This window comes from Sphaerisporangium perillae, from assembly GCF_023276435.1.
Lineage (GTDB): Bacteria > Actinomycetota > Actinomycetes > Streptosporangiales > Streptosporangiaceae > Sphaerisporangium > Sphaerisporangium perillae.
Map to the genome: position 1 here is coordinate 275,589 of NZ_JALLPO010000001.1, position 26,337 is coordinate 301,925.

Sequence of the window (26,337 nt, forward strand, 5' to 3'; positions counted from 1 at the left end):
ACGGGCGGTCGTACGGGCTCGCTCACTGGTTGGTCGGTAGGAGCTCCGCGCCGATCGGGACGGCGGGGTTGAGGCTGTTGTCCACGACCATCATCTCGTAGGGGAACCGGCCGACGCCCTTCTTCCACTGCACCCCCACGGGCTGCTGGATGGCCACGCCCGGCACCGGCCCGCGGGAGAAGTCCAGCACGCCCGACATGCCGGAGTAGTTCAGCGCCCTGAGCCGCGCCGCGACGGCCTTCCTGTCCCGGGGCGTGTCGACCGCCGTGAAGGCCTGGTGGGCGATCTCGAAGAGGGAGTAGACCGAGCCGAGGGTCTGCAGCCACTGCCTGCCGCTCGCCGACTGGTACGCCTCCGCGAGCCGTTTGGCGCTCTCCCCGTCCAGCGACGAGGTGTTCGGCATGTACGGCCCCCACCACGAGTCGGTCGCGATGTTGTCCACCAGGTCGCCCAGAGGCAGGGTGTCCGAGGGGAACAGCAGGACCTTGGCCACCGTCGCCAGCCGGGGCCGGAAGCCGTCCGCCGCCGCCTGCCGCCACATCCGGTTGAAGTCGGGGGTCAGCGGGGCGTTGATGAAGATCTCACACTGCTCGCGCATGAACTTGGAGATCATGGAGCCGAAGCTCCTGTCCTGCTTGTAGGCGCCGCCGTCCACCCAGGTGTACCCGGCCTTCTCGATGATCGGCGGCCAGGCGCGGCGGAAGGCGTTGCCGTCGGCGTCGTCCGGGAACATGCCGGCCACGATCTTGTTGGACGAGATCCGCTCCCACATCGGGACGAAGCACCCGCCGAACTCGTCGACCCCGAGGAAGAACATGGTCGTGTAGGTGAAGGGCCGGGGATCGTCCGGGTCGGCCTGCCGGGAGAAGTACCAGGCCTCCCACGGGACGACGGTCGCGACGCAGGGGATCCCCTGGGCCTCGCACACCGTCGCCACCGGGTTGGTCGTCTCAGGGGCTGAACTGGTGAGGATCATGTCGGCCTTGTGGTGCGAGATGAGCTCGCGCGCCGCCCGCGCCGCCAGTCTGGGGTCCGACAGGCTGTCCTTGACCACGATCTCGATCTCGTACGTCTTCCCGCCGACCGTGAATCCCTTCGCGTACGGCGGGGTCTGGCGCACGCGGTCCACGACGAAGGCGTCTCCGGAGGCGAAGCCGGCGAGAGCCCCGGACTGCGGGCTGACGTACCCGATGACGATCTTTCCGTCACGCGCCCCGGCGTCCGGCCCGGCTGGACCGCACGCGGTGGCGGTCGCGGCGAGGGCGCCGAGGCCCACGCCCTTGAGTAAGGCTCTGCGGGGGAGGGATAAGTCCTGCATGCAAGCCTCCGATATCAGGACATGCCGGAGCTGAACGGGAATGGCCGGACGCTACGGCTCGACCCCGCGCGACCGTGCCGCATCTGGCCGGAAGCGCGGTTGTTCGACTGGTTCATGGTGATGATCGTTGCTCTGGGGAGATGATTGCCGATAAAGGTGGGCGGTCGCTGGTGATCCCCGATAGTCGTCGGAGGTATGTAGGGCACAGCGCGCGTGTCATGCGGGCGGCAGAGCGGATGACCAGGCCTAACATCGAGCGTGACCTGCCTTCCATGGCTCGCGGCCGGAGCGCTGGCCGGCGTGCTGTCCCTCGTCCCCGGTGTCGCCTCCGCCGACCTGGCGTCCGATACCTCCCCTGCCACGACGTTCGGCACGTCCCCTGACCCGCCCTCCGATATGCCCTCTGGCGTGCTGCCCGGTACGGCCACCCTGGCGGGGTTCGGTACGGTCCTGTCCCTCGGGCCGTATCCGGTCGTCATCGGGCACCGGGGCGCGTGCGCGTACCGGCCCGAGCACACCCTGCTCTCCTACCGGACCGCCATCGAGATGGGCGCGGACTTCATCGAGCCCGACCTGGTGTCGACCAAGGACCACGTGCTCGTCGCCCGGCACGAGAACGAGATCTCCCGCACCACCGACGTCGCCCGGCACCCGGAGTTCGCCGCGCGCAGGACCACCAAGGTGATCGACGGCCGCAATCTCACCGGCTGGTTCACCGAGGACTTCACCCTTGCCGAGCTGCGCACGCTGCGCGCGGTGGAGCGGCTGCCGAGACTGCGTCCCGACAGCGCCGCCTTCGACGGCCTGGCGCCGATCGCGACCTTCGACGAGATCGTGGCCCTGGCGAAGCGGGCCGGCGTCGGGGTCTATCCCGAGACCAAGCACTCGGGCTACTTCACCTCCATCGGGCTGCCCCTGGAGGAGCCGCTGCTCGCGACCCTCGGCCGGTACGGCTGGCGCGAGAAGTCCGACCCGGTGTTCATCCAGTCGTTCGAGACCGCCAACCTGCGGGCGCTGCGCGGCAGGACCCGCCTGCGGCTCGTCCAGCTGCTCGAGTCGTCGGGCGCTCCCCGCGACCTGGTCGCGGCGGGGGACCCGCGCACCTACCGCGACCTGGCGACTCCCGCGGGGCTCGCGCAGATCGCCTCCTACGCCGACGCGATCGGCGTGCCGACCCGCCTGGTGCTGCCGGCGCGCCGCGATGGCGAGCTGCGCGACCCGACCACGCTGGTGGAGGACGCCCACCGCCAGGGCCTGGCCATCCACGTCTGGACCGTCCGGCCGGAGAACGCCTACCTGCCCGCCCGCTTCCGGCAGGGCGACCCGGCGGCGCCGGGGTACGCGGCCGCGCACGGCGACGTGACGGGCTGGCTCAGGATGCTGTACGGGCTCGGCGTGGACGGGGTGTTCACCGACGATCCCGGCATCGCCCGGCGGACCCGCGACGCGCTGACGAGCGGCGTGGGCGGACCCGAGAGCGGTCGTGACGCAGCGGCCGAGGAGCTTTCAGGTCTCCCCGGCGCACCGGCCGAGGAGCTTTCAGATCTCCCCGGCGCACCGGCCGAGGAGCCCTCATGGCTCTCCGGCGCACCGGCCGATCAGACGAGCGCCTCGGTGTCCATCGGGCGCAGCTCGTCCGCGTAGCTCACCGAGGCGCGGCGCATGACGCCGTCGTCGCTGATGGAGTACTGGCCGAGGCGCCACAGCGGGGGCGAGTAGGCGTGGATCGACACGCTCTCCGGCGCGTAGCCGTTGATCCGGTGGATGTGCTCGGGCCCGAACGACAGCGACTGGCCCTCCGCGACGAGGGTCTCCAGGTGGGCGCCGCCGATGCGGGGGTTGGACTCCTTGACCGCGCCCGCGACCACCCGCACGGCGCCGGAGGAGACGTCGTGGTCGTGCCAGCCGGTGTCGTCATCGGGACGCCAGCAGATGACCCAGATGTCGACGAAGGAGTCACGGTGGAGGGAGGCGTAGTGCCGCGCCTCTCCACTATCGCCGAACTCGACGTGCGGCGACCACAGCTCGGGCCGCTGCGCCAGATCTTCGACGAGGTCGCGCAGTTCACGCTTGTTCAGGTATCGGTCAGGCAATGACTCCCAGGTCATCTGGCACGGCTCCTTTCAGGTTGAGCAGACGTGTTGGATTGGTCACCGAGATCTGGTGCTCGATCGCCTCGCCGAGCAACGCCGAGGCCGGTGAGGCATAGGGGGCGTCCGAGCCGAGGACGACGACCTCGACGCCGGCCACCCGGGTGATCGCGTCGATGGCCTGGTGGCCGTAGGACGAGGTCTCCAGGAAGGCGTCGGTGTCGACGGCGCCCCGGGCCGACCCGCCTCTGGCGATGAATCGCTCCACGTGCAGGGGAGCGAGGCCGCTGAGCAGCGCGAAGCAGACGCGGAGCCGGGGGTGCCGGGGGCGGCCGAACGCGCGGAAGGCGTACCAGGCGGCGTGCATCTGCTGGACGTAGGGCACCATCGCCGGCCACCAGCCGGGCTCCTCGGCGGCTCCGGCGGGCGCCGCGGCTCCGGCGGCCGGTGCGGCTCCGGTGCCTGCGGCCCCGGCCGGACCGGGATGGACGAACAGCGGCAGGTCGCGGTCTTCGAGCAGGTCGAGCAGCGGGGCGACCCGGGCGAAGCCCGCGGCGTCGAGCAGGGTGGTCGCGGGGAGCTGGAGCCCGGCGAAGCCGCTGTCGAGGACCTTGGCGGTGCGCTGGGGGTCGATCTCGGTGACGCAGGTGGAGGCCCACGCGCGAAACGTCGGCGGCAGCGCGAGCGCCCCGTCGTGGTAGGCGCGGAGCAGTGGCCACGCGTCCTCGGGGGCCAGGTGCTCGATGCCGAGCGGGCTCGAGAGCGACACCAGCGCGAGGTCGATGCCGTGGCCGGCGTTGAACGTGAGCCGATGGCCGAGGTCGTGGTCGAGCGGGTTCACCGCGTACGGTGCCTCGCCGTCGAGGTACAGGGTCCAGCCGGAGAGGAACGGCGGCGTGCCGCGTCCGCGCAGCGCGTCGACGAATCCGGGTGTCCAGATGTGCTGGTGCACGTCGATGCCCATGTCACCTCCTCACCAGCCAGCTTATCCCACAATACCTATCGACTTTGTCGGCAATGTGCGGAGTCAGCCGTGAAGCGATTCACTGATTCGTTTCAGTGAAGCGCTTCACTAGGCTCACGTCAACCATCCGTCCGCCGGTCGAGACGACGGCGGCCCCTCGCCCGACGGGGATTCGGCATAAGCTGGCGTGATGCCGCGCTCCCAGCCACGTAAACGGGCGACGATCCGCGAGGTGGCGCAGGCGACCGGCCTGTCACCGGCGGCGGTCTCCTACGCGCTGCGAGGTATGCAGGTCTCAGAGGAGACCATCGAGCGGGTCCGCCAGGCCGCGGCCGAACTCGGCTACGAGGCCGATCCGATCGCCCGTGCTCTCGCCAGCGGGCGCACCGGCATGATCGGAGTGCTGTGCGGCTCGCTGGAGGACCTCTGGCAGCAGTCGCTCGCGATCGGGCTCGGGCGCGCCCTGCGCGACAAGGACCGGTACGCGTTGATCCTCGACGCCGCCGGCGACCCCGCCCGGGAACGCGCGCTGGCGCTCCAGCTCCGCGACCAACGGGTGGACGGGTTGATCGTGCAGCCGGTCGACCCGGCCGCGCAGTTCTGGGCGCAGCTCGCCGAGAGCCTTCCGGTGGTCGCCATCGGCGACGGGCTCCTCGGGGCGCGGTCGGCGGGCGAGGTCGTCTTCGACAACCGCAAGGGGGTCACGCTGGCCCTGGAGTACCTCCGGGGGAAGGGCCACCGCCACATCGCCGTCCTGACCTCGACGCGGCCGAGCACCCCCGACCGGCCCGCCGACGTCCACGTGACCGCCGAGGCCGAACGCCTGGGGCTGGACATCGAGGTCGTGACCGCGCCGCACGGCCTCGCCGCCACCACCAAGGCGGTCCGCGAGCTGCTCGCGAGCGACTCCCGTCCGGGCGCGGCCTTCTGCTTCTCCGACTCCATCGCCTACGGCGTGTACGCGGCGGCCTCCGAGCTGGACCTGCGGGTGCCCGGCGACATCTCGATCATGGGATACGACGACCACCCGATGTCAGGGCTGCTCACCCCAGGCCTGACCACCGTCAACTGGGACATCGACGGCATCGTGCGGGCGGCCGTCCGGCTGGTCGTCGCGGCGGCGGAGGGGCATAACCGCAGGCGCAGGATCATCCAGGCGCCCGAACTGCGCGAGCGGGGCTCCGTCGGCCAGGTCGGCGTCAGTCCTCGTTGAGCCCCAGCAGCCTGTCCAGGAGCCAGGTGATCACACCCACGAGAATGGCCCCGAGGAAGGCGGCCCAGAAACCGCTCACGTGGAACGGCAGGTCGAGCTGCTCGGCGATCCAGCTCGTGAGCAACAGCAGCAGGGCGTTCACCACCAGGGCGAACAGGCCCAGCGTGAGCGCGTAGAAGGCGCACCCGAACGTCTTGATGATCGGCTTGAGCACGGCGTTGACGATGCCGAATATGAGCGCGACGGCGACCAGCGTGCCGGCGGTACGCGCCGTGGTGTCTCCGGAGACGGTGATCCCCGGGATCAGGCGCGTGGCGGCCCAGAGCGCGCCCGCGACAATAAGGATCTTGATAATGATCTTCACACCCTTGATGTTCGCATCAGTTGCCGGAGAGCGGTAGGGGCTGAAGACCTGGCGCACGCGGTTTCGGGGCCGGTGAAAGATCGACGGATCTGAGGGTGTTCGCTTGATGGGGGACGCATCCATCGTCCGCGGACGGGCCGGCGGCAAGGTGATCACTCGGTCTGCCCGATGTGCATATCCCCGTGATCGCGGGGAAAAGGGGCTAAAGGGGGGTGAGCCCGAATGGACCAGGATGAGCTGCAGTCGCTGTCGCCCAGGGAGCTGCACGACAGGGCGGTGCACTATGCGGTGACGCACGGTGACTTCGGCTTCCTGTGGGATCTGCTCAAGGTGATCCCGGCGGCGGAGGCCGCCAGCGGCCACGCGGACGAGACGGCGAACGACCTGAGCCGGGTGTCGGCGCTGCTCAGCGACGCGATGGCCTCCGGTGAGGGCGAGCTCGGCGAGGCGCTGCGGCCGGTCTACGTCGCCTACCTGTCCAAGCACCCCGACGCCTAGACGTCCGCCGCCTGCTTCTAGGCTCCAGGCATGGCATCGGTGAATGTGGAGCGTACTGAGAACGGCTTCGTGGCGCGTAACGCGCGCGGGGCGGTGGTCACTATGGGCAGCGGCGACGAGGAAGGCGCGTTCACCCCGGTCGAGCTGCTGCTCGCCGCGGTGGGCGGCTGCAACATCGTGACCGTCGAGCCGCTCACCGCCCAGCGCGGCCACCGGCTCGTGCGGCTCGCGATGACGGTCGAGGCGGAGAAGATCGAGCCCACGCTGCTCGGACCGATCACGATCACCTACGACGTCGAGCTGCCCGAGGGCGATCCCGAGGCGGACGAGGTCTTCCGCGCCGTGGCGCACCGCGTGCACGAGCGGCACTGCACGGTCAGCCGGTCCCTCCAGAAGGGCACCGAGGTCAGGGTCGAACTGCCCGAATAGCCGCTGCGGCCAGGCTCCTGGCGCGTACCGGTCATGCCCGCGACTTAGACCGAATCTATACCTTGGGATGACGAGCACCTCAGGCCCCGGTATGTAGTGTTAAGGCAGGTCAAGGGGGATGCGACCAGCGTCCGGGATGGGCGCGACGCAGCTTTTCACCATAAGGACGCGGTGGGGGACCGCGTCCGTACAGCGGGACCGCCCGATGCGTTTGGGGGAAGGCATCGGCGCTGGACCGTGAAGAGTCGGGGCCGGACAGGCGGGGGACTGTCCGGCCCCGATTCATGTCCACCCCCGGCTCGGGCCCGCTCGATCCTCCACCCCCTCGCCCTCTCGCCCTCTTCCCGCATGGCCACTGTTCTCTGGCCTGCCGCTGACCCGGGGCGGCCCTGGACCATGAAGGCCCGCAGTCGCGCCTCTGTTCTGCGGTCGCGCCCCCGCGCAGGACAGGACATCTCCCCGCCGGGGGTGCCACCTCTTTCCGGAACCCCACCGGGCTTTGCCGTACTCCCCGGTCATCAGGACATTTGACTCGCTGCCGAACTCCCATTTTCACCACAGGTCACACACGTCACATCAGTGCTCCGAGCGGCCCGTACGCTGGCGCAGGCATGAAGGGTTGAATGCCCGATCTAGGGGGGTTCATGCCCAGAAGGTAGATCTTATAATGCTTTGTAGAGATTTCGTTTGCTTTGTCCTGACTTGATGGGTAACGTCTATCCCAGAACAGGGCGGTGACCTGGTCTTCAGCCAGAAGGCCGCCGCCCTAGCGTCGAATCTCGAGGGCCTACCTAGCCCAAGGGAACCGGGGACCCAAGTCTCATTGGGGTGAATCCGCGCGAGCGGTAGGGCGACTCCACGTCCGAACCCGTCAGCTAACCCGGTAGACGTCAGTGGAGAGGAGACCCGAGTGGACCACCCCACTCCGTCCCCCGGGCAACCCTAAACCCGGATCTCGCCGTCAGAAGCGGCGGACAAGTCGGCTGGTAGCAGCCGTCGACCGGGCGATTCGTTCGCCCTTTGCGACGTGGTGGCTCACGCCACCCCAACCCGACCTACGTAAGAAAGCGCTCGCGCAGCGGCAGACCCTGCCTCATCATGCTGCCTCAGTCTCTGAGAAGACGCTTTCCACTCCCGGCACCGAACCCCCTTGACGAATTCGGAGCTCGGGTCCCCTTGTCTTCTGATGAAAGATCCTAACCTCCCATGCCTTCTTTCTTCACAACCCCCAAATGCCGCATCATGTCGAGCATCATCGGTGCCGCCCTGATGTGCGGCGCAACCGTCGGAACGTGCGCCACCGCGCAGGCCTCCATCAAGCCCACCGGGACCGACAAGACGCGCCTCGTGGAGCCGATCCTGCTGAAGGGCTCCACCAAGGCCTCCTACTTCTGGGACGACTCTTCGGGTCGCATGGGTGACACGGGTCTTCCGGCCATCGGCAAGCCGATGCAGAAGGGCCTGTTCGCCAGCCCCAGCTGGCCGCTCGGCACCGAGGGATATGTGATCTACAAGGGCAAGAAGGCGCCGTTCTTCATCGGTGACCGCGGCCCCGGCATCCCCTCCGAGAGCGGCGTCATGCTGGACATCGACGGCAAGACCTTCGCGGAGCTGACCGGCGGCAACTTCAGCGACACCTCCCTGATGGTGACCGGCTTCGACGCCGGCCACATCAAGGTCGACTACGTCATCACCAAGTGGGGCAGCGGTCCCGGCAAGAAGAACCGGCCCGTGCCGTTCTCCGCCGGAGCCTGGGGCGTCTACGACAAGAACCCCGCCAAGCCCCCCGTGGCCCTCGCCTCCCTCGGCGACTGACCAGAACGCCGGCCTCTCCAGCGGTCCGCGCTCCCGCCTTCCGAACAGGCTCGCACTCTCTGCCGTTCGAGCGGGTCCGCACCCACCTGCTGTCCGAGCAAGGCCCGCACTGGTCCGCCGACTCCGTACATCTCTGCGGGACGCCTGAACGACACCGTCCGGGCGTCCCAGCGCCTTCCTGGTAGCGGGCGCGCCGCATCGCCGCCGCCGATGTGCGCAGCTTCGCCAGGACTGCTAAAGTCACCGTAGTCACGCGCCGCTAGCTCAGTTGGTTAGAGCAGCTGACTCTTAATCAGCGGGTCCGGGGTTCGAGTCCCTGGCGGCGCACCACGGTTCATACCGATGACCTGGGCATTCTCCCCACCGGGGAGGGTGCCCACAGTCGTTTCCGGCCCGTTGAGATCGTTCCGGGCACTGGCGGGACCTCCACGCCCACGGTCATTCGCGGCCGGGTGTGGGGCGGCGCAGGGCGAGTCCGGTGACGGCGGCGAGGATGAGCAGGAGGCCGACCAGGACGAAGATCCGGCCGTCGGGGCCGGCCGTGCCGCCGCCTCCGGTCTCGGCGGCGCCTGCCGGGGTCCTGGTCACCTTGCCGTTCGCATGCGGCGGGGACGCGGTCACGGTCTCCATGACGGTGTGGGTGGGCCTCGGGCTCCTGATCGTCGGGGTCGGACTGATGGTCGGCGTCGGGCTGGTCGTCGAGGCGCCCGTGCCGATCGTGAGGGGGAAGGTCGTCAGGTCGTCCGGGTTCTGTACCTCGCACTGGATCGACGGCGCGGTGGGGAGGGTCCCGAAATTGATGGCGGCGGGCTTCACCACCGCCGTGCCCGAGTCCGACGCGGTCGTCTTCAGGTCGACCTGAGCCGCGGGCAGCGGGATGGTCTCGCCCGCCTCCACCGCGTCGAGCGTCCCCACTCCGGTGGCGGAGGTCAGCCCGGGCATCCCGCTGATGGACGCGTACGCGTACAGCTTGGTGCCGACGGCCAGGCCCGTGCTGGGCGCCTTCAACGTGGTGCCGTCGGCGTAGGAGCCCTGCCAGCCGATGGTCATCTGCTGATCCGGCGTGGCGCTGACCGGCATCGTCAGCTCCACCCGGACCTTGATGTCCTGCTTCAGGGTCACGCCGGTGGTGGTGCACCGGTACTCGACGATGTCGGTGGCGACGACCGAGACCTGCCGTCCCGGGGGGACCGCGGCGCCGGCCGGCGGGCAGAGGAGGACCAGGCCGGCGGCCAGGAGGACGGCGGATGAGACCGGGCGGACGCGCAAGGGAGACTCCTGTCGCGGCAGATGGGGGCAATAGGACAGACGGGGCGTCAAGGCGTTCGGTTGTCACCACGCCGCCATCGAGACAGAAGCGCATCCGGGTCTCTGCCACCTCGTCAGGAACCTGGTCGCCAACGCCGTCGCCTACAACCATCCGGGAGGACGCGCGGAGATCCGTCTCGTCCCCGGCGTGCTCGAGGTCGTCAACATTGACCGGCCGGCCCGCCCGTCGCCGGTGGCGGCCGCGCGGGATCGCTAGGGCTTGCGGGCCACGCCGCCCGCGCAGGACACCTGGGGAGGGTCGCCCCACGGGCTGGGCTCCGGACGCCACTGGGTGACGGGTACGACGCCGGGGTCCACCAGCGCCAGGCCGTCGAAGTAGCCGGCGATCTGCTCGAGGCTGCGGGGAGTGTAGGGGACGACGCCGGGTCCGGAGTTGTGGCGTCGCAGGGCCTCGACGTACGACGGGTCGGTGTCGGCTCCGTCGTAGAGCGCCAGGTAGCTGCCGGAGGGCAGAGCGTCCATCAGCCGGTTCACGATCGCACGCGCCTCGTCGTAGTCGGCGACCAGGCCGAGGATCCCCATCAGCATGAGCGCCGTGGGGCGGGTGAGGTCCAGCGTCTTGGCGGCCGCCCGCAGGATGAGGCCGGGGTCGCGCACGTCCGCCTCGATGTAGTCGGTGGCACCCTCGGGGGTGCTGGTGAGCAGCGCCTGGGCGTGCACGAGCACCAGGGGATCGTTGTCCACGTAGACGATGCGCGACTCCGGGGCCACCCGCTGGGCGACCTCGTGGGTGTTGTCGACGGTGGGCAGGCCGGTGCCGATGTCCAAGAACTGGCGGACGCCCGCTTCACCGGCCAGGAAGCGTACGGTGCGCGCGAGCATGTACCGGGAGTGGCGGGTCATGTCGACCATGCCGGGAAAGACCTCGCGGACCTTGTCACCCGCCTGGCGGTCGACGGGGTAGTTGTCCTTCCCGCCCAGCAGGTAGTTCCAGATGCGGGCCGAGTGCGGCACGGAGGAGTTGATCTGCGCCACCGGCCTCTCCACGCCTTCCGGCGAGTGCGCCGGTTCGCCCGGTTCGGGTAAGGGGTTCGGGGTGGTCGGGTCCTCGGACATGAGAGGTCTCCTGGCTCGTTCGGTTCTGCTGGGAGGTTACGCTCGCGGCGCCGGGCTGGCGAAGGTGCCTTCTCTGCGGATCGTCTGCCAGCGCAGCCGCACCCCGAGCGCCGCGGTCGCCACCGACTGGATGACGACGAGGTACATCAACTGCCGGTAGACGAACTGCTGCAGTGGCAGCACCCACAGCACCGAGGCGCGCTCACGGTCCAGCCGCAGCGCGTACCATCCGGTGAACGCCTGGACCAGCACGAATCCCGCCCAGACCGCCACCACGGGAAGCGGATCGCCGACCGCCAGGCTGTAGACGGCCATGATGTCCACGACCGGGGCGACCAGCGGAAGCACCACCTGGAACAGGGTCAGGTAGCCCAGGCATCGGCGCCCGAACGGTCCGGGCTCCACGACGGCGCGCCGGTGCTTCCACATCGCCTGCAGCGTGCCGTAGCACCAGCGGTAGCGCTGGCGCCACAACTGCCGCAGCGATGTCGGCGCCTCGGTCCACGCCAGCGCGTTCTCCTCGTACACGATCCGCCATCCGGCCCGGCACATCGCCATGGTCAGGTCGGTGTCCTCGGCGAGCGTGTCGGTGCTGACCCCCGACACCGAGGCCAGCGCCGAACGCCGGAAGGCGCCGATCGCGCCCGGCACCGTGGGCATGCAGCCGAGCAGGTCGAACGCGCGGCGATCAAGGTTGAATCCGATGACGTACTCGATGTGCTGCCAGCGGCCGATCATGCCCCGCCGGTTGCCGACCTTGGTGTTGCCGCTGACCGCGCCGACCGCGGGATCGGCGAGCGGCCGCACCAGGTGGCCGATGGTCGCGGGTTCGAAGACCGTGTCGCCGTCCACCATGATCAGGATGTCGTGGGAGGCGTGCGCGATGCCGGTGTTCAGGGCGGCGGGCTTGCCGCCGTTCGGCCGCCTGATCACCTGTACCCCCGGCAGCCCGAGGCTCGCCGCGATCGCCGCGGTGCCGTCGGCGGAACCGTCGTCCACGACGATCACCTCGACGACGCCGGGGTAGTCGGTCGTCACGAGGGAGCGCACGGTCGCCTCGATCCCGGCCGCCTCGTTGTAGGCGGGCACGATCACGGTCACCGGCGGTGGGAAGGGCCACGCCGGAGCCCTGCCCACCCGGCGCCTGCCGCCCCGCGCGCGTTGCACGTGGACCCACGCCAGGACGAGGAAGAACAGCAGCCGGGACAGCGTGAGCACCCCGGCGACGGCGAGCACCCACGCCATCACCGTCGCGAACGCGGCCGAGGCGCGCTGGGCGAAGCCCAGCCCGACTCCGATCAGGCGGTCGGTCCGGCCGGCGGGTGAGTGTGCCGAGGGCATGCCGAGTGCCGAGGTCAGCGTGGTGACCCGGTAGTGCCGCTCGGAGAGCATGGTGAGCAGCCGGTCGACGGCGGCGACCGTCTGGCCGCGGTCGCCGCCGGAGTCGTGCATCATGACCACGGCGCCCTTGCCGCGCTGTGGCAGGGCGGCTCGGAGGATCCGTTCGGTGCCGGGTCTGGACCAGTCCTTGGTGTCCAGGTCGGTGAGCGCCACCAGGTATCCCTCCGCGCCGAGGGTGCGCAGCGCTCGCAGCTGCGGCTCGGTGACGGCGTCGGGCTGTGAGGAGTACGGCGGGCGTACCAGCCTGGTGTGCAGGCCGGTGGCGCCGGCCAGCACCTTCTGGGTGAGCGACACCTCCAGCCGCAGCCGCCATTCGGGGAGCGCCGACAGGTCGGCGTGCGCGTAGGTGTGGTCGCCGATCTCGTGACCCTCGGCGACGATCCGCCGGGCCAGCGCGGGGTTCTCCGCGATCCTCGCGCCGACCGCGAAGAAGGTCGCCTTGGCGCCGTGCCGCTTCAGGACGTCCAGCAGCTGGGGCGTCCAGCGGGGGTCGGGGCCGTCGTCGAAGGTGAGCGCCACCGTGCGGGCCGGCAGCCGGGCGCTGTCGGGTCTGGGGCCGGTCAGGTTGAGCACCGGGCCGCCCTCCCAGACGCGCTGAAGGTCGGACGACGGCTCGGCCGGCGCGGGAGTGACCTCCTGCGTCTCTCCGGTGACGCCGTGGACGTATCCGTTGAAGACCAGGGCGCCGCTGATCAGCACCATCGTCACGACGACGAGGAACCAGTGCCCGCGCGGGTCCGCGCGCGGCGACCGCCGTACGGCACGCTCATCGGGGGCCTGGACAGGGGGTGGCGCCTGGAGAAGAGGCTCGGTATGGACGGGAGGCGGCGGCCAGACCCGCGTGCCGGTGGCCTGCCGGCTCACTTCTTGGGGCCTTGCGTTCTGTTCGGGTCCAGGCCGGGAGGCTGCTTGGTCTTGCCGGGCGGCGGCGGAGCCTCCGTGGTCGGCTCGTCGACCGGCGCGGACGGGGTGGGAGTGGCCGTGCCGCTGGGCACCTGCCTCGGCGTGCGGCTGGGCGTGGGCGTGCGCGCGGACGGCGTGGTCCGGGGAGTAATGCGCGCCGTGGCGGACGGGACCGGCCGCTCTACTACCGGGGTCGCCGACGGGCTCCGCGCCGGGGGAGAGGAGGACCGGGAGGAGGTGGCGGCGGGGACCTGCGAGAACTTGGGGCCGTCCCCCGGCCAGCCGATGACCGTGAGGGAGGTGCCCGTGAACGCCCCTCCGATCAGGATCGCCATGCAGGCGATCAGGAGCGTGCCGGAGAGGACGCCGACGATCATCAGCAACCTGGCGCGCCGGCCGCTGTGGTCGACGAACACCGCGGTGTCCTCAGGGGAGTGCGCTTCGCTCACAGAGCAGATGGTAGTGACCTTTGTGCGCTCTTGATGCTGTCTGCCAAGCTTGTGACCTCAGGTATCCCTGTTGCGATCGGGATGTTATGGGGGCGCACGATGCCGGCGGCGGGGGGAGGCGGCGGGCCGGGGATCCGTGATACGGATGTGGGGGCCGAAGGAGGATGCCGATGTTGCCCTGGCAGGCTGACCTTGCCGGACGTATCGACGAGCACGTGTTCGAGAGCGAGTTGCTGCGCGGGAACCGCCTGGACGACCCGCACCGGCGTCCGCTGTGGGTGTACGTCCCTCCGGGGTACGACGACGAGCCCGACCGGCGGTACCCCTCCGTCTACGTGATCCAGGGTTACACCGGTCACCTGGCCATGTGGCGCAACCGCTCGCCCTTCCGCCTGCCGTTCCCCGAGGCCGCCGACCAGGTGTTCGCCCGCGAGGAGGCCCCGCCGGTGGTCGTCGTCTACGTGGACGCGTGGACCACCTACGGCGGCAGCCAGTTCGTCGACTCGCCGGGCACCGGTCCCTACCACTCCTACCTGTGCGAGGAGATCGTGCCGTGGGTCGACGCCCACTACCGCACCCTCGCCGCTCGGGACCATCGCGCGATCACCGGCAAGTCCAGCGGCGGCTTCGGCGCGATGATCACGCCGATGCTCCGCCCCGACCTGTTCGGCGCCTTCGCGACCCACGCGGGCGACAGCCTCTACGAGTACTGCTATCTGCCGGAGTTCTCCCAGGCCGTGCGCCATCTGCGGCCCTTCGACGGCGACATCGGCCGCTGGTGGGAGGCCTTCCGGTCGCGCACGCCCTTCGTCGACCCGGCGGACGGCCCGCTGCTGGGCGTCTTCGGCTGCTCCGCGGCGTTCTCGCCCGCGCCGGACGGCACCCCCGAGCTTCCCTTCGACCCGCGCACTGGAGTGCTCAGGGAGGAGGCCTGGCAGCGCTGGCTCGACTGGGACCCGGTCCGCATGGTGCCGAAGTACGCCGACGCCCTGCGCTCGATGCGGGCGATGTGGATCGACGCCGGCACGCGGGACGAGTTCAACCTCGATCTCGGCGCGGAGGCCTTCCGGCAGGCGCTGCTCGCCCACGGCGTGCCGGAGGAGATCATCCGGTTCGAGCTGTTCGACGCCGGGCACGGCGCCATCGACTACCGCTACCCGCAGTCCCTGGCCTGGCTCGCCGAGCGCATCCAGCCGGCGGGAGGCGCGTCAGGGGCGTGAAGCCGGGCCGCCGGGGCAGCGTGTTCATCGCCGATAAGGAGCAGGGTGCCCTGGCCGCCTACCTCAGGCGCGTCTGACCCTGCGACCTCCGGCCGGATCAGGCCGGGAGCTTGTGGGCGAGCACCTCGACCCGCTCGATGGTCGGCGGCCGGGCGAACAGCTCGTCCGATCTCTCCATGAGGGCCGCCGCGATCCTGCCGGACAGGTGCGCCTGCCGCCCGGTGTCCTCGGTGAAGGCGTCGAAGATGCCGAAGGTCGCGCAGTTGATGCGCACCGCGAACCACGTGGGGGTCTCGACCTCGTCCTCTACCACGCTGAGGCCGTCTCGCAGGAAGTCCTCTATCTCCGCCTCTTTGCCGGGCCGCGCGTGGAGGCGTACCAGCAGGCCGACGGTCAGCATCGGTGATCCCTCCTCCCGCCGAGACGCGATCCCGATCTAGTAGTCCCTACCCGACCTTAAATGTGGACGAACGCCTCATAAGGGGAAGTTACCCTGCCTTGGCCGGATCCGGGGGCCGGACCGGGAAGCACTCGCGCGCGGCTCAGGCCGGCGCGAGGTCGGGAAAGACGTGGCGGAGGGACGCCATGCCGTCCAGGCCGTACATGTGCCGCTCGCGCGGGTAGCCCAGGGACACCTCCTCGAAGCGCACCCCGTCGTGCCAGGTCGTCCGCGGGATGTGCAGATGGCCGTAGATCACGGTCGCGGCGTTGTAGCGCAGATGCCAGTCGGCGGTCTCCACCGTGCCGCACCACTGCGCGAACTGCGGGTAGCGCAGGATGTCGGTCGGCTCCCGTACCAGCGGGAAGTGGTTGACCAGGACGGTCGGGATGGCGGGGTCACGGGCGCCGAGGTGGCGCACGGTCTCGCGCAGGCGGACCCGGCACCAGGCGTCCCGGCTGGGGTAAGGATCGGGGTGCAGCATGAACTCGTCGGTGCACACCACGCCGGCCTCGTGCGCCCAGGCGAGCGCCTCCTCCTTGGTGGTGCCCGGCGGCCGGAAGCTGTAGTCGTACAGCACGAACAGCGGCGCGATCGTCACCGGCCCGCCGTGGCCGGTCCACACCGCGTACGGGTCCTCCGGGGTGAGCACCCCGATGCGCCGGCACATGCCGACCAGGTAGCGGTAGCGCTCCTCCCCGCGCAGCCGCACCGGATCGTCCTTCGGCGTCCAGAGCTCGTGGTTGCCCGGCGTCCACACGACGGTGGCGAAGCGTTCCTTCAGCACGGTCAGGGCCCACTCGATGTCCGCGGCGAACTCGCCGACGTCACCGGCGATGATCAGCCAGTCGCCGTCGGACTCCGGCCGGAGATCCTCGACGATCTTGCGGTTCTCGGAGTAGGCGACGTGCAGGTCGCTTATCGCCATCAGCCTGCCGCCGGCCGCGCCTCCGATCGTCACAGGGCGATCGTAACCGCGGGCCCGCCGGGGCGGGAACGACCGCGACGCCCCCGCGCACCGGCGCGTCCGGGATGTAGGGGTCGGCCAGGGGGTCCGGTACCCCTCGGCAGGCCGGGCGCGGCGTCCCCGTCCCGGCGGGCCGGGCGGTCGCGGTTGTGTGATCGGGCGCCGAGGCCGGATAGCGTTCAGGCATGAGCGCCACCATCGTCGCCAAGGATCTCGCCGCCGGACACGGTGACAGGGCACTGTTCTCCGGGCTCGAACTGGTCGTCGCCCCCGAGGACGTGATCGGCCTGGTCGGCGTGAACGGCGCGGGCAAGTCGACGCTGCTCCGCATCCTCGCGGGCCTCACACCCCCCGAGCAGGGCACCGTCCAGCTGAGCCCGCCCACGGCGTCGGTCGGCTACCTCCCGCAGGAGCCCGAACGCAGGCCGGGGGAGACCGTCGGCGCGTTCCTGGCCCGGCGTACGGGCGTCGCCGCCGCGCAGCGCGACCTGGACGCGGCCACCGAAGGGCTGGTGGAAGGCCGCCCGGGCGCCGACGACGCCTACTCCGCGGGGCTGGAGCGCTGGCTCGCCCTCGGCGGAGCGGACCTGCCGGAGCGGGCCGAGGAGGTCGCGGCGGAGCTCGGCCTGGCCGTCGAGCTCGACCGGCCGATGACGGCGCTGTCCGGCGGCCAGGCGGCGCGGGCCGGCATGGCGTCGCTGCTGCTCAGCCGTTATGACGTCTTCCTGCTCGACGAGCCCACCAACGACCTCGACCTGGACGGGCTCGACCGGCTCGAGCGCTTCGTCACCGGCCTGCGCGCGGGCACCGTGGTGGTCAGCCACGACCGCGAGTTCCTCGCGAGGACGGTGACCAAGGTGGTCGAGCTGGACCTCGCCCAGCAGGAGGTGCGCGTCTACGGCGGTGGCTACGAGGCCTACCTGACCGAGCGGGAGGTCGCCCGCCGCCACGCCCGCGACGAGTTCGAGGAGTACGCCGACACCAGGGCCGCCCTCCAGGCCAGGGCGGGCATCCAGCGGGCCTGGATGGAGAAGGGCGTGAAGAACGCCCGCCGCAAGGCGACCGACAACGACAAGATCGGCCGCAAGTTCCGCAGCGAGGCGAGCGAGAAGCAGGCCGCGAAGGCCCGGCAGACCGAGCGGATGATCGAGCGGCTGGAGGTCGTGGAGGAGCCCCGCAAGGAGTGGGAGCTGCGCATGGAGATCGCCGTCGCGCCCCGCGCCGGGGCGGTCGTCGCCACCATGCGCGGCGCCGTCGTCACCCGCGGCACGTTCGTCCTCGGGCCGGTCGACCTGCAGATCGGCTGGGCCGAGCGGGTCGCGATCACCGGGGCCAACGGGTCGGGCAAGTCGACGCTGCTCGCCGCCATCCTCGGCCGGGCGCCGCTCGACGAGGGGAACGCCGCGCTCGGGCCGGGCGTCGTGGTCGGCGAGATCGACCAGGCGCGCGGGACGTTCTTCGGAGACGAGCCTCTGCTGGACGCCTTCGGCGCCGCCGTGCCCGGCATGATGCCCGCCGACGCGCGCACGCTGCTGGCCAAGTTCGGGCTGCGGGCGGCGCACGTGCTGCGGCCGGCCGCCACCCTGTCGCCCGGTGAACGCACGCGGGCGGCGCTCGCGCTGCTCCAGGCGCGCGGGGTGAACCTCCTGGTGCTGGACGAGCCCACCAACCACCTCGACCTGGCGGCGATCGAGCAACTGGAGTCCGCTCTGGACTCCTATCCCGGCACCCTGCTCCTGGTCACCCACGACCGGCGGATGCTGAAGGCCGTGCACACCACGCGTCACCTCCGGGTCGACGCCGGAAAGGTGCGCGAGACCGCGCAGCCGTAGGGAAGGGCCCCTTCTCCGATCGATCTGAACCGGCGGCGTCCCTCCCGCGTACCTGCTGGTGCGAATTGCCGTGCCCGGGCTCGCGGATGTCGCGGCGGGCCGTCACACGGTGTGAGGTCGATCAGGGAGGGGTCTTCGTGCCCGTGCGTAGCGTCCGGAAGGGGCTCGTTCCGGTGGCCGCAGGGCTGGCCGCCGCGGTGCTGCTGGCGTCCCAAGGGAGCGCCGTCGCCGAGCCGCGTCCCACCGTCGCCCAGGCCAAGGCCAGGCTCGCCAAGCTCCAGGACCAGGCGGACGCGATGGTCGAGCGCTACAACACCGCGACCGAGCGGTACAAGGCCGCGAAGAAGAAGTACGACCGGCTCGACAAGGAGCTGAGCCGCGAGCGCGGCAAGGTCGACGGCCTGCGGGAGAACGTCGCCTCGGCGGCGGCCGGCATGTACCAGTACGGCGGGTTGATGAGCGTGCCCGGCGTCATGTCCCAGGACGACCCGGCGGGCCTGCTGTCCGGGCTGGCCGTGGGGGACCAGGTGTCGGAGGGCCAGGCGCGCACGCTACAGGAGTTCGACGCCGCCACGCGCGGGCTCCAGACGCGGCGCGGCAAGGCCAAGGCCGCCTACGACGACATGGCCGAGGTCCTCGGCGATGTCGGCCAGGAGAAGAAGAAGGTGGAGAAGCTCGTCGGCGAGCAGGAACGCCTGCTGCGGCGGCTCAACCAGTTCAACGCGGGCAACCCCAACAGCCGGGGCGTCCGGTACGACGGTCCGGCGTCGGGGAACGCCAAGGTGGCCCTGCAGTTCGCCTACGCGCAGATCGGCAAGCCGTACCGCTGGGGCGCGACCGGGCCGGGCGCCTACGACTGCTCCGGGTTCGCCCAGGCGTCGTGGGGGAAGGCCGGGGTCAAGCTGCCGCGCACCACCTACCAGCAGTGGGCGTGGGGCGCCTCGCGCCGGGTCTCCCTCGACGATCTGCAACCTGGTGACCTGCTGTTCAGCAACGGCCTCGGGCACATGGGCATCTACGCGGGCGACGGCAAGATGGTGCACGCCCCGCACACCGGCGACGTGGTGAAGGTGGTCGCGATGGACGCCTACTGGCGCGGCCGCCTGATGGGAGCCGTCCGCCCCTGACCCCGGCCATCTCAGCCGGGCCCGGCACGGGGGCGGCCGTCCTGGTGTCCCCGGGGACGCGGGCCACGCGCAGCCGTCTGGATCTCAGGGGACGCAGAGCAGGAGCGTGTCGGCGCGGGACCGCGTTCCGTGCCCGGTCGAGGGTCATGGCGGGCCACCACTGGCCGGAGGCCGGGGTGACGAAGCCGTACACCGGGTCGGCCGGGCCCGCGCCGCCGCGGGTGCACTTTGCGAAAGTTACTTGGCTGAGGTATTTATTACTCATGCAAGTAAGTCAGGAGCCGTCGCCCCGGAAGAGCACGTTCGCCGGGGAGGCCCGTCGCGCGCAGATCGTGCAGGCCGCGATCACCGCGATCGCCGAGCTGGGGTACAACCAGGCCTCCTTCGCGCGCATCGCCGAGCGGGCCGGGCTGAGCAGCACGCGCCTGATCTCCTACCACTTCGCGGGCAAGGAGGAGCTGATCCTGCAGGTGGTCACCCAGCTCCACGGCGACATCGGCCGGCACATGCACGAGCGCGTCAGCGCGCAGTCCACGGCGCGAGCCGCGCTGCGCACCTACATCGAGGCGCTCGTCGGCTACATCGCGACGCACCGCGCGCAGATGAGGGCGCTCATGGAGATCTTCCTGAACTTCCGCGGCGAGGGCGGCACGCGTTCCTACGACGCCGCCACCGATCTGGGGGTCCTCGCGCCGATCGAGGAGATCCTGCGGTGGGGGCAGGGTGCGGGCGAGTTCCGGGAGTTCGACACCCGGGTGATGGCGCAGGCCGTGCAGCGTGCCATCGACGGCCTGCCCTTCCTGCTGGAGGCCGACCCCGACCGGGACGTCCAGGCGGACGCGGCGGAGCTCGCCACGCTGTTCGGCCTGGCCACCCGCGCGGGCGGGACGTGATGGCCGCCTCCGGGGAGGAGGCGGCCGCACCCGCGGGCCACCTGGCCGCGCGGTCCCGGCGGCGCCGCCAGGGGCTGGTGCTCGTGCTCGACCTGGCCATCCCCGTCGGCCTCTACTACGTCCTGCGCGCGTCGGGCGCGGGCTACCAGGTGGCCGCGCTGGTCAGCTCGCTGGTGCCGGGGATCAGCGCCGTCGCCGACATCGCCCGCGGGCGCAGGCCGGACGGCGTGGCCGTCTTCATGACCGTGATGATGCTGGGAAGCGCGGCGGTCTCGCTGCTGAGCGGCAGCCCGCGGTTCATCTTCGCCAGGGACGGCTGGCTGACGGTGGTCACCGGGGTGTGGATGCTGCTCAGCGCGCGTGGCGACCACCCGCTGACGCTGCCCTTCGCGCGCGCCCTGCTGGAGGGCCGGGTGGGGCCGGGCAGGCCGTCATGGGACGTCCTGTGGGTACGCGCGCCGCGGTTCGCCCGGTTGTGGCGGGTGTGCACGGTCATCTGGGGCGTGGGGTTCCTGCTGGACGCCGCCTTCCGGGTGTACATCGCGTACGCGCTGCCGCTCGACGTCATCCCCGGCCTGAACATCGCGCAGTACTTCGTGTTCCTCATCGCCATGCAGGTCGTCACCAACCTGTACCTCGTGCCGGCGGGCCTCTACAACCCCTACTCCCGGCTGTACGAGTACGCGGCGTCCGACGGCGGATCCGCCGCCGGCGCCACCGGTTCCACCCCCGGGTCTCATCCGATCCCGGGCTGAGCGACCCACACGACCCACACAGGAGGTCCATCATGCAGCCGACAACGGCGACGACGACACCGGCCGAGACGGCCGGCGGATCCCGGCGCGCGATTCGCGCCCTGGCGGTGGCGGGCGCGGCCGTCGCGGGGCTGGCGGTGTGGGCCGTCGCCGATCCCGTGGCGGGCGTCGACCTGGCCGTCCGCCTCAATGGCACGGCCGGCGCGGTCGACCGGGTGGGCCCGGCGGCGGTCGTGATCACGAGCGTGCTGGCCGGCCTGGCCGGATGGGCGCTGCTGGCCTTGCTGGAGCGGCTGACGCGGCGAGGGACGTCCACCTGGACCGTCGTGGCCCTCGTCGTCCTGGTGCTGTCGCTGGCCGGGCCGCTCGCGTCCGGCGTCACGGCGGCGGCCAAAATCGCGCTGCTCTGCATGCACCTGGCCGTGGGCGCGGTGCTGATCGGAGTGCTGCCGGCGGCCCGCCGCCGGGCCGACGGCCGGGCGGCGTCCGCATTCTCCGGATAAGCGGGATTTTTGGAGAAGCACAGCCATTACCCAGGTTACGCTCGACTCATGGTTACGCAGCGCACAGCGGTAGTACCGGTGGATCCGGAGAACCCCGGAACCTGCCTATGTGGATATCCAGCCGACTACGTGATCGAGACCAACTGGTTCTCCGGCCGGCGTTCGCGTGACCCTGTGTGCGAGCCCCACGTCGAGGCGGTCGTCCAGGGCATCGCCAAGAAGAACGCGCGGCGCAACGGCGGTGACTGAGGTCGCCTCGGCGCCGTCTGCCGTAGGTCATCGGCAGGACTGAACGAGACCCGGTGCGCGGAAGGAGCACCGGCGCGGGGCGTCAGCTTAGGAACAGACGGATCAGGGCGGTGGTCGCGACGGCCACCGCCACGACCACGAGGAACGGCGCGCGGAACAGCAGCGCGATCACGGCCGCGCCCAGCCCGGCGGCACGCGCGTCCAGGGTGAGGTGGTTCCCCTGGGAGAAGGTCTGGGTGGCGATGAGGGCCACCAGCAGGCCCACCGGCAGCAGCGCCGCGATCCGGCGCGTACGGCCGTCCCGCAGAATGCGGTCCGGCACCGACAGCCCGGCCAGCTTGAAGAGATAGCAGCCCACGCACGCGGCGATCACGGCGTACCAGATCATCGGATCCCCTCCTCGGCGGTGGTGCCGGCGTTCGCCCGGTCCCCGGGGTCCTCCCCGCCCGTGGGCGGGCGCGCGGGCAGGCGCAGTGCCAGGACCGCGACGACCAGCCCCGCGAGAAGGACCGGGACGCCCGCGGGCAGCAGCGGGACCGCGACGAGGGCGGTCACGGCGGCCGCCGCGGCCGCGGCCCACGGCCCTCGGCCGCGCATGCGGGGCGCCAGCAGGGCGAGGAAGGCGGCGGGCGCGGCGACGTCCATGCCGAGCACCTCCGGATCGGGCAGGAACCGCGCCCCGAGGGCGCCGACCAGGTTGCCGAGGCTCCACAGCACGTAAATGGCGATGCCCGTCGCCCAGAACCCGAGCCGTCCGGCCCGTCCGGATTCGCGGCCGACGGCCATCGCCGTGCTCTCGTCGATCACGAGCTGCGCCGCCACCGCCTTGCGCGCCCCCCTGACCTGGAGCAACGACGCCAGGCGCAGGCCGTACAGGGCGTTGCGGGCGCCGAGCAGGACGGCCACGGCGGCTCCGGCGAAGGGGTTCCCGCCGGCGCCGATGACTCCGGCGATCGCGAACTGGGACGCGCCGGTGAACATCAGCAGGGAGAGCGCGAGGGTCTGCGCGAGCGACAGCCCGGCGGCCGTGCAGATCGCGCCGCAGGAGACGGCGTAGGCGCCGCTGGTGAGGGCGATGCCGCCGGCGTCGCGGAGCACCGACGCCCGGGTCGCCCGCCAACGCGGGTCAGGGGCACCGTGGCCGGTGGACGGACGCTCGGGGTGCGGGGCGTTCAGGCCGGTGGCTTCCAGTGGAGTAGTCCTTACGTGCGGGCGTGGCCGGCGGGGCGGACCGTGACGCACCGGCCGACGTTTGAGACTCGTGTGGGGGAAAGAAGAGGTGGCGAGAAGCGAAGGAGGCTCTTCCATGACCCTAGCCGGAAGCATTTTCCTGATCATGCTCGGTGCCATCCTGACCTGGGCCGTCGAGTTCGATCTCGCGGGCGTCGACATCAACGTCGTCGGCGTGATCCTTATGCTCGGTGGCATCGCCGGGCTGCTGTTCGGGATCTGGCGGCTGACGAACGTGCGCCGCACGGCCGTCACCCGGACGACCCCCGTGAGCCCGGTCACCCCGGTCAACCCGGTGACCCCGGTGGACAGCACGCGGACCCAGGTGTACGAGGAGCGTCGTTACGACGACCCGCTGATCTGATTCCGGCGCGGCCGGACGGGACGGAGGCGGGACCGCGGCGGGCCGCCCGGGAGCAGGCATGTCCTGAAAAGTCATGACCTGGTCTACGGGCGCGCCAGGCTGTCCAAAGCTTCCGCGGCCCGCGACAGAAGATCGCGCCGCCGGGAAGGTAACGGTGCGTCTTCGCCGTACCCGGGCCCGCTCTCGCACGACGGACACGCGCCATCGCCGGTTCCCAGCGAGCGGGTCCGGCGAGTCGAGAAGGAGGGAACAAGCCATGCCCGGAAAGCAGGAACTGCCGTCGACCATCGAGCGCTCGCCGAAGAAGGCCCAGGAAACCTGGATCAAGGCGCATGATTCGGCCGTGGAGACGTACGGAGAGGGCGAACGGGCCCACCGCACCGCGTTCTCCGCGCTGAAGCACTCGTTCGAGAAGATCGGCGACCACTGGGAGCCGAAGGCCAAGAAGGGCCCCTCCGACGCCCAGGCCGCGCGCAGCACCCCCAAGGCGGGAAAGACGGCGGAAGGCGTCGACGCGAACGCCAGTAAGAAGCATCTGGCCGAGGTGGCGTCCCGCCTGGGCATCCCCGGCCGCTCCAAGATGGACAAGGAGCAACTGGTCGAGGCCATCCAGAAGGCCAACCGCAGGGCCACCGCGAAGGCCCGCTGAGCCCGTCGACGCCCGCTCACCCGGTCAGACGCCCGCTCAGCCGGTCAGACGCCCGCTCAGCCCTCCTATGGCCGTGAAAAACCCGTTAGAGCCCTTGCCTCACGGGTAGCGGGTGGTCCACGGCAAAGGAGGACACGATGACGGATACCACCGGGCGTGCGCAGGACGCCCTGACCGACGTCAAGAAGAGCGCCAGCGATCTCGCGGTCAAGGCCGGCGACAAGGCCGGAGTACTGGCTTCCAAAGCCGGTGACAAGGCCGGGGACCTCGCCGCCAAGGCGGGGGACAAGGCCGGGGAGCTCGCGGTGAAGGCCGGCGACAAGGCCAACGAGCTGGTCGGCAAGGCCAAGACGAGCGAGCTGGCCGGCAAGGCCGGGGACCTCGCCGACAAGGCGCGGGCCAACCTGCCCGACGAGGTGAAGGACGCCGCCGACAAGGTCGTCACGCAGGCCAAGAACCGGCCGTGGGCGACCGCCGCCGTGGCCGCCGGGATCCTGGTGCTCTGGCGGATGCTGCGAAGGAAGAAGTAGACGTGAAGAAGCTTGCCTACAGGTCGGTGGGCGCGCTTTCCGGCATGGCCGGCGGCCTCCTGTCCAGCTTGATCTTCAAGCAGGTCTGGAAGCTGCTGGCCGGCAAGGGCGACGCCCCCCAGGCCACCTCCAAGGAGTACGGCTGGGGCGAGGTCCTGCTCGCCGCCGCCGTCCAGGGAGCCATCTTCGGGCTGGTGAAGGCCGCGATCGACCGGGCGAGCGCCGAAGGCGTCCAGAACGCGACAGGCGAGTGGCCCGGTAAGTAGCGGCGCGACCCGGACAAAGCGAGAACAAGCGAAGGCGTGAGGAGCGGATCCGCCCCTCACGCCTTTCCGGTGTCCTAGGTCTTCCTGAGTGTCGGCCCTCAGCCGTCCTGGCCCTGGCCGTCGCGAGCCGTTCCGGCCCTGGCCGTCGCGGCTCTCAGCGGCGAGCGGCGAGCGCGGCGACGGCGGCGGCCGCGGCGCCGCCGACCCCCGCCAGGACCAGGGCGCGATGTTGCGAGAGCCACACCTGGATGCTCCGGTCCTTCGAACGCGCGTCGAAGCCGCCGTGGGCGCCGTAGTCGCGGTGCCCGTCGGCGGGTTCCCACAGGTTGGCCACCCCGGTGGGCGGCTTCTCGTCGGTCTGCTGGGACTTGACGCCCGTCATACCGAGATAGCGGTCGATCAGGCCGGGGGCGAGCCGCTCACCGATGATCGTGGCCACGGTGCTGCCGCCGACCCAGTACTCGCGCCGCGCGGGATGCTCGGCCGCGTACACGATCGCCTGGGCGGCGACCTCCGGCTGGAAGATCGGAGGCACGGGCTGCGGATGGCGGCGCAGCCGCGAGAGCACCCAGTCGAACTGCGGCGTGTTCACCGCCGGCAACTGGACCATGGTGATCTTGACGTCGCTGCCCTCGTCGAGCAACTCGGTGCGGACCGCCTCGGTGAACCCCTTGATGGCGTGCTTGGCGCCGCAGTAGGCCGACTGGAGCGGGATCCCGCGGTAGGCGAGGGCGGAGCCGGTCTGCACGATGACGCCCCTGTTCCGCGGGCGCATCCTGCGCAGGGCGGCTCGGGTGCCCCACACGTAACCGAGGTAGGTGACCGCCGTGGTCCGCTCGTACTCGGCCGGCTCGACCTCCGTGAACGGCGCGAAGACCGAGGAGAAGGCCACGTTGATCCACACGTCGATGGGGCCGAGATCCTGCTCGATCGCGTCGGCCGCGGCCTCCACCTGCTCGTGGTCGGCCACGTCGGCCGGGAAGACCTTCGCCGTCCCGCCCTCGCCGCCGACCTCGGTGGCGGCGGTCGCGAGGCCGGTCTCTCCACGCGCGATGAGGGCGACCTTGGCCCCCTGGTCGCCGAGCATCCGCACGACCGCGCGCCCGACGCCGCCACTGGCGCCGGTCACTACTACGACCTTGTCCTTCAGCACGTCGTGCCCTTTCATCCGGTGGAGCTCGGGCCGCCGCCGAGACGGCGCTGGCGCCGGACGGCGAGCAGGATGTCGACGACGGCGACCACGGCGACCACGGCGAGGACGACGACCAGCACCGTGGCCTTGGCGACCAGGGCCAGCACGCCGAGCGCCACCGCCAGGAAGAGCACGAACGACGCCAGACGTATGTGGATGACGTCGCGGGGCGTCGCCGTCACCATCGGTTTGCCCGTCTCGGACCGCTGCTCTGGAGTTTCACTCATCGCCGGCCCCCCTTTCCGGTGGACATTCCCCATACCCGACAGATCCGACGTCATGTGCACTCCTT

At 70.9% G+C, this 26,337-nt stretch carries 30 protein-coding genes, 1 tRNA gene and 1 riboswitch; of the genes, 17 read left to right on the plus strand and 14 right to left on the minus strand.

The window, feature by feature from the left end:
• Window positions 1-22: 22 nt before the first annotated feature.
• Window positions 23-1,318 carry an ABC transporter substrate-binding protein gene (locus MYF83_RS01230; RefSeq protein WP_248958238.1) on the minus strand — a complete coding sequence of 432 codons (1,296 nt, stop codon included), beginning with the start codon at window positions 1,316-1,318 and terminating at the stop codon, window positions 23-25.
• 258 nt (window positions 1,319-1,576) lie between these two features.
• On the opposite strand from MYF83_RS01230, the gene MYF83_RS01235 reads away from it, so the two are divergent.
• On the plus strand, window positions 1,577-2,962 hold the full coding sequence (locus tag MYF83_RS01235) for a glycerophosphodiester phosphodiesterase (RefSeq protein ID WP_248958239.1): 1,386 nt from the start codon (window positions 1,577-1,579) through the stop codon (window positions 2,960-2,962).
• On the opposite strand, the gene MYF83_RS01240 is transcribed toward MYF83_RS01235, so the two are convergent.
• Together MYF83_RS01240 and MYF83_RS01245 are read right to left on the minus strand one after the other, a co-directional pair.
• Window positions 2,917-3,426 carry a cysteine dioxygenase gene (locus tag MYF83_RS01240; protein WP_248958240.1) on the minus strand — a complete coding sequence of 170 codons (510 nt, stop codon included), beginning with the start codon at window positions 3,424-3,426 and terminating at the stop codon, window positions 2,917-2,919. The genes MYF83_RS01235 and MYF83_RS01240 overlap by 46 nt on opposite strands.
• Window positions 3,404-4,372, minus strand: coding sequence for an amidohydrolase family protein (locus MYF83_RS01245; RefSeq protein WP_248958241.1), 969 nt, complete (start codon window positions 4,370-4,372; stop codon window positions 3,404-3,406). Before MYF83_RS01245 ends, MYF83_RS01240 begins: the two co-directional genes overlap by 23 nt.
• Window positions 4,373-4,562: 190 nt before the next feature.
• Between MYF83_RS01245 and MYF83_RS01250 the strand changes: the two genes are divergently transcribed.
• Entirely contained in the window at window positions 4,563-5,585 is a 1,023-nt protein-coding gene (locus MYF83_RS01250; protein WP_248958242.1) for a LacI family DNA-binding transcriptional regulator, read from the plus strand.
• Here MYF83_RS01250 and MYF83_RS01255 read toward each other — a convergent pair.
• On the minus strand, window positions 5,572-5,949 hold the full coding sequence (locus MYF83_RS01255) for a phage holin family protein (protein ID WP_248958243.1): 378 nt from the start codon (window positions 5,947-5,949) through the stop codon (window positions 5,572-5,574). The two genes, MYF83_RS01250 and MYF83_RS01255, sit on opposite strands and share 14 nt — an antisense overlap.
• Before the next feature lie 222 nt (window positions 5,950-6,171).
• Here MYF83_RS01255 and MYF83_RS01260 point away from each other — a divergent pair, with 222 nt between their 5' ends.
• From MYF83_RS01260 to MYF83_RS01275, 4 genes are all read left to right on the plus strand, one after another.
• On the plus strand, window positions 6,172-6,447 hold the full coding sequence (locus tag MYF83_RS01260; protein ID WP_248958244.1) for a hypothetical protein: 276 nt from the start codon (window positions 6,172-6,174) through the stop codon (window positions 6,445-6,447).
• 30 nt (window positions 6,448-6,477) lie between these two features.
• Entirely contained in the window at window positions 6,478-6,876 is a 399-nt protein-coding gene (locus MYF83_RS01265) for an OsmC family protein (RefSeq protein WP_248958245.1), read from the plus strand.
• Window positions 6,877-7,643: 767 nt separating this feature from the next.
• Window positions 7,644-7,782: riboswitch (cyclic di-AMP (ydaO/yuaA leader) on the plus strand.
• A gap of 336 nt (window positions 7,783-8,118) precedes the next feature.
• Entirely contained in the window at window positions 8,119-8,691 is a 573-nt protein-coding gene (locus tag MYF83_RS01270) for a hypothetical protein (protein ID WP_248958246.1), read from the plus strand.
• Window positions 8,692-8,944: 253 nt separating this feature from the next.
• Window positions 8,945-9,021: transfer RNA gene (locus MYF83_RS01275), tRNA-Lys, on the plus strand.
• Window positions 9,022-9,129: 108 nt separating this feature from the next.
• Here the strand turns inward: MYF83_RS01275 and MYF83_RS01280 are convergent.
• The 4 genes from MYF83_RS01280 to MYF83_RS01295 all read right to left on the minus strand — a co-directional run bounded on the left by MYF83_RS01280 (window position 9,130) and on the right by MYF83_RS01295 (window position 13,829).
• Window positions 9,130-9,960, minus strand: coding sequence for a hypothetical protein (locus MYF83_RS01280; RefSeq protein WP_248958247.1), 831 nt, complete (start codon window positions 9,958-9,960; stop codon window positions 9,130-9,132).
• A 252-nt stretch (window positions 9,961-10,212) separates the two neighbouring features.
• The gene (locus MYF83_RS01285; protein ID WP_248958248.1) at window positions 10,213-11,076 is read right to left on the minus strand and encodes an SAM-dependent methyltransferase; all 864 of its coding nucleotides are present in this window, start codon (window positions 11,074-11,076) and stop codon (window positions 10,213-10,215) included.
• Window positions 11,077-11,112: 36 nt separating this feature from the next.
• The gene (locus MYF83_RS01290; RefSeq protein ID WP_248958249.1) at window positions 11,113-13,341 is read right to left on the minus strand and encodes a bifunctional polysaccharide deacetylase/glycosyltransferase family 2 protein; all 2,229 of its coding nucleotides are present in this window, start codon (window positions 13,339-13,341) and stop codon (window positions 11,113-11,115) included.
• Window positions 13,338-13,829, minus strand: a complete 492-nt coding sequence (locus MYF83_RS01295) for a hypothetical protein (RefSeq protein ID WP_248958250.1) — start codon at window positions 13,827-13,829, stop codon at window positions 13,338-13,340. Before MYF83_RS01295 ends, MYF83_RS01290 begins: the two co-directional genes overlap by 4 nt.
• A 170-nt stretch (window positions 13,830-13,999) precedes the next feature.
• Between MYF83_RS01295 and MYF83_RS01300 the strand changes: the two genes are divergently transcribed.
• Window positions 14,000-15,049, plus strand: coding sequence for an alpha/beta hydrolase (locus tag MYF83_RS01300; RefSeq protein ID WP_248958251.1), 1,050 nt, complete (start codon window positions 14,000-14,002; stop codon window positions 15,047-15,049).
• 97 nt (window positions 15,050-15,146) lie between these two features.
• Here the strand turns inward: MYF83_RS01300 and MYF83_RS01305 are convergent, their stop codons facing one another.
• Window positions 15,147-15,449, minus strand: a complete 303-nt coding sequence (locus tag MYF83_RS01305; protein ID WP_248958252.1) for a putative quinol monooxygenase — start codon at window positions 15,447-15,449, stop codon at window positions 15,147-15,149.
• 142 nt (window positions 15,450-15,591) lie between these two features.
• Window positions 15,592-16,416: a metallophosphoesterase family protein gene (locus MYF83_RS01310; RefSeq protein ID WP_248958388.1), complete on the minus strand. Its 825-nt coding sequence runs from the start codon at window positions 16,414-16,416 to the stop codon at window positions 15,592-15,594.
• 224 nt (window positions 16,417-16,640) lie between these two features.
• On the opposite strand from MYF83_RS01310, the gene MYF83_RS01315 reads away from it, so the two are divergent.
• From MYF83_RS01315 to MYF83_RS01340, 6 genes are all read left to right on the plus strand, one after another.
• Window positions 16,641-18,287: an ABC-F family ATP-binding cassette domain-containing protein gene (locus MYF83_RS01315; RefSeq protein ID WP_248958253.1), complete on the plus strand. Its 1,647-nt coding sequence runs from the start codon at window positions 16,641-16,643 to the stop codon at window positions 18,285-18,287.
• A 137-nt stretch (window positions 18,288-18,424) separates the two neighbouring features.
• Complete coding sequence (locus MYF83_RS01320; RefSeq protein ID WP_248958254.1) at window positions 18,425-19,414, plus strand: C40 family peptidase; 990 nt, start codon at window positions 18,425-18,427, stop codon at window positions 19,412-19,414.
• Window positions 19,415-19,677: 263 nt separating this feature from the next.
• A complete protein-coding gene (locus tag MYF83_RS01325) occupies window positions 19,678-20,307 on the plus strand; it encodes a TetR/AcrR family transcriptional regulator (RefSeq protein WP_248958255.1) in 630 nt (209 codons plus the stop codon).
• Window positions 20,307-21,062, plus strand: coding sequence for a VC0807 family protein (locus tag MYF83_RS01330; protein ID WP_248958256.1), 756 nt, complete (start codon window positions 20,307-20,309; stop codon window positions 21,060-21,062). Before MYF83_RS01325 ends, MYF83_RS01330 begins: the two co-directional genes overlap by 1 nt.
• Before the next feature lie 32 nt (window positions 21,063-21,094).
• A complete protein-coding gene (locus MYF83_RS01335; protein WP_248958257.1) occupies window positions 21,095-21,565 on the plus strand; it encodes a DUF6069 family protein in 471 nt (156 codons plus the stop codon).
• Window positions 21,566-21,613: 48 nt separating this feature from the next.
• Window positions 21,614-21,814 carry a hypothetical protein gene (locus MYF83_RS01340; RefSeq protein WP_248958258.1) on the plus strand — a complete coding sequence of 67 codons (201 nt, stop codon included), beginning with the start codon at window positions 21,614-21,616 and terminating at the stop codon, window positions 21,812-21,814.
• An 82-nt stretch (window positions 21,815-21,896) separates the two neighbouring features.
• Here MYF83_RS01340 and MYF83_RS01345 read toward each other — a convergent pair whose 3' ends face one another.
• Entirely contained in the window at window positions 21,897-22,202 is a 306-nt protein-coding gene (locus MYF83_RS01345; RefSeq protein WP_248958259.1) for an AzlD domain-containing protein, read from the minus strand.
• Window positions 22,199-22,912 carry an AzlC family ABC transporter permease gene (locus MYF83_RS01350; RefSeq protein ID WP_248958260.1) on the minus strand — a complete coding sequence of 238 codons (714 nt, stop codon included), beginning with the start codon at window positions 22,910-22,912 and terminating at the stop codon, window positions 22,199-22,201. Before MYF83_RS01350 ends, MYF83_RS01345 begins: the two co-directional genes overlap by 4 nt.
• Window positions 22,913-23,120: 208 nt before the next feature.
• On the opposite strand from MYF83_RS01350, the gene MYF83_RS01355 reads away from it, so the two are divergent.
• The 4 genes from MYF83_RS01355 to MYF83_RS01370 all read left to right on the plus strand — a co-directional run bounded on the left by MYF83_RS01355 (window position 23,121) and on the right by MYF83_RS01370 (window position 24,853).
• A complete protein-coding gene (locus MYF83_RS01355; RefSeq protein ID WP_248958261.1) occupies window positions 23,121-23,408 on the plus strand; it encodes a DUF6458 family protein in 288 nt (95 codons plus the stop codon).
• 256 nt (window positions 23,409-23,664) lie between these two features.
• Window positions 23,665-24,057: a ChaB family protein gene (locus MYF83_RS01360; RefSeq protein WP_248958262.1), complete on the plus strand. Its 393-nt coding sequence runs from the start codon at window positions 23,665-23,667 to the stop codon at window positions 24,055-24,057.
• Between the two features lie 137 nt (window positions 24,058-24,194).
• Window positions 24,195-24,587 (plus strand): hypothetical protein, encoded by a 393-nt coding sequence (locus MYF83_RS01365; RefSeq protein WP_248958263.1) that lies wholly within the window; start codon window positions 24,195-24,197, stop codon window positions 24,585-24,587.
• A 2-nt stretch (window positions 24,588-24,589) separates the two neighbouring features.
• Complete coding sequence (locus MYF83_RS01370; protein ID WP_248958264.1) at window positions 24,590-24,853, plus strand: DUF4235 domain-containing protein; 264 nt, start codon at window positions 24,590-24,592, stop codon at window positions 24,851-24,853.
• Window positions 24,854-25,007: 154 nt separating this feature from the next.
• On the opposite strand, the gene MYF83_RS01375 is transcribed toward MYF83_RS01370, so the two are convergent.
• Together MYF83_RS01375 and MYF83_RS01380 are read right to left on the minus strand one after the other, a co-directional pair.
• On the minus strand, window positions 25,008-26,021 hold the full coding sequence (locus MYF83_RS01375) for an SDR family oxidoreductase (RefSeq protein ID WP_248958265.1): 1,014 nt from the start codon (window positions 26,019-26,021) through the stop codon (window positions 25,008-25,010).
• A complete protein-coding gene (locus MYF83_RS01380; protein WP_248958266.1) occupies window positions 26,018-26,272 on the minus strand; it encodes a hypothetical protein in 255 nt (84 codons plus the stop codon). Before MYF83_RS01380 ends, MYF83_RS01375 begins: the two co-directional genes overlap by 4 nt.
• Window positions 26,273-26,337 lie beyond the last annotated feature (65 nt).

Bases quoted from the DNA above. Each gene is read 5' to 3' on its own strand.
- MYF83_RS01355 (WP_248958261.1), top strand. From the start codon at position 23,121: ATGACCCTAGCCGGAAGCATTTTCCTGATCATGCTCGGTGCCATCCTG.
- MYF83_RS01250 (WP_248958242.1), top strand. From the start codon at position 4,563: ATGCCGCGCTCCCAGCCACGTAAACGGGCGACGATCCGCGAGGTGGCG.
- MYF83_RS01375 (WP_248958265.1), bottom strand. From the start codon at position 26,021: ATGAAAGGGCACGACGTGCTGAAGGACAAGGTCGTAGTAGTGACCGGC.
- MYF83_RS01340 (WP_248958258.1), top strand. From the start codon at position 21,614: ATGGTTACGCAGCGCACAGCGGTAGTACCGGTGGATCCGGAGAACCCC.
- MYF83_RS01360 (WP_248958262.1), top strand. From the start codon at position 23,665: ATGCCCGGAAAGCAGGAACTGCCGTCGACCATCGAGCGCTCGCCGAAG.
- MYF83_RS01240 (WP_248958240.1), bottom strand. From the start codon at position 3,426: ATGACCTGGGAGTCATTGCCTGACCGATACCTGAACAAGCGTGAACTG.
- MYF83_RS01345 (WP_248958259.1), bottom strand. From the start codon at position 22,202: ATGATCTGGTACGCCGTGATCGCCGCGTGCGTGGGCTGCTATCTCTTC.
- MYF83_RS01245 (WP_248958241.1), bottom strand. From the start codon at position 4,372: ATGGGCATCGACGTGCACCAGCACATCTGGACACCCGGATTCGTCGAC.
- MYF83_RS01315 (WP_248958253.1), top strand. From the start codon at position 16,641: ATGAGCGCCACCATCGTCGCCAAGGATCTCGCCGCCGGACACGGTGAC.
- MYF83_RS01325 (WP_248958255.1), top strand. From the start codon at position 19,678: ATGCAAGTAAGTCAGGAGCCGTCGCCCCGGAAGAGCACGTTCGCCGGG.
- MYF83_RS01300 (WP_248958251.1), top strand. From the start codon at position 14,000: ATGTTGCCCTGGCAGGCTGACCTTGCCGGACGTATCGACGAGCACGTG.
- MYF83_RS01260 (WP_248958244.1), top strand. From the start codon at position 6,172: ATGGACCAGGATGAGCTGCAGTCGCTGTCGCCCAGGGAGCTGCACGAC.
- MYF83_RS01305 (WP_248958252.1), bottom strand. From the start codon at position 15,449: ATGCTGACCGTCGGCCTGCTGGTACGCCTCCACGCGCGGCCCGGCAAA.
- MYF83_RS01230 (WP_248958238.1), bottom strand. From the start codon at position 1,318: ATGCAGGACTTATCCCTCCCCCGCAGAGCCTTACTCAAGGGCGTGGGC.
- MYF83_RS01335 (WP_248958257.1), top strand. From the start codon at position 21,095: ATGCAGCCGACAACGGCGACGACGACACCGGCCGAGACGGCCGGCGGA.
- MYF83_RS01365 (WP_248958263.1), top strand. From the start codon at position 24,195: ATGACGGATACCACCGGGCGTGCGCAGGACGCCCTGACCGACGTCAAG.
- MYF83_RS01330 (WP_248958256.1), top strand. From the start codon at position 20,307: ATGGCCGCCTCCGGGGAGGAGGCGGCCGCACCCGCGGGCCACCTGGCC.
- MYF83_RS01270 (WP_248958246.1), top strand. From the start codon at position 8,119: ATGTCGAGCATCATCGGTGCCGCCCTGATGTGCGGCGCAACCGTCGGA.
- MYF83_RS01265 (WP_248958245.1), top strand. From the start codon at position 6,478: ATGGCATCGGTGAATGTGGAGCGTACTGAGAACGGCTTCGTGGCGCGT.
- MYF83_RS01285 (WP_248958248.1), bottom strand. From the start codon at position 11,076: ATGTCCGAGGACCCGACCACCCCGAACCCCTTACCCGAACCGGGCGAA.
- MYF83_RS01380 (WP_248958266.1), bottom strand. From the start codon at position 26,272: ATGAGTGAAACTCCAGAGCAGCGGTCCGAGACGGGCAAACCGATGGTG.
- MYF83_RS01310 (WP_248958388.1), bottom strand. From the start codon at position 16,416: ATGGCGATAAGCGACCTGCACGTCGCCTACTCCGAGAACCGCAAGATC.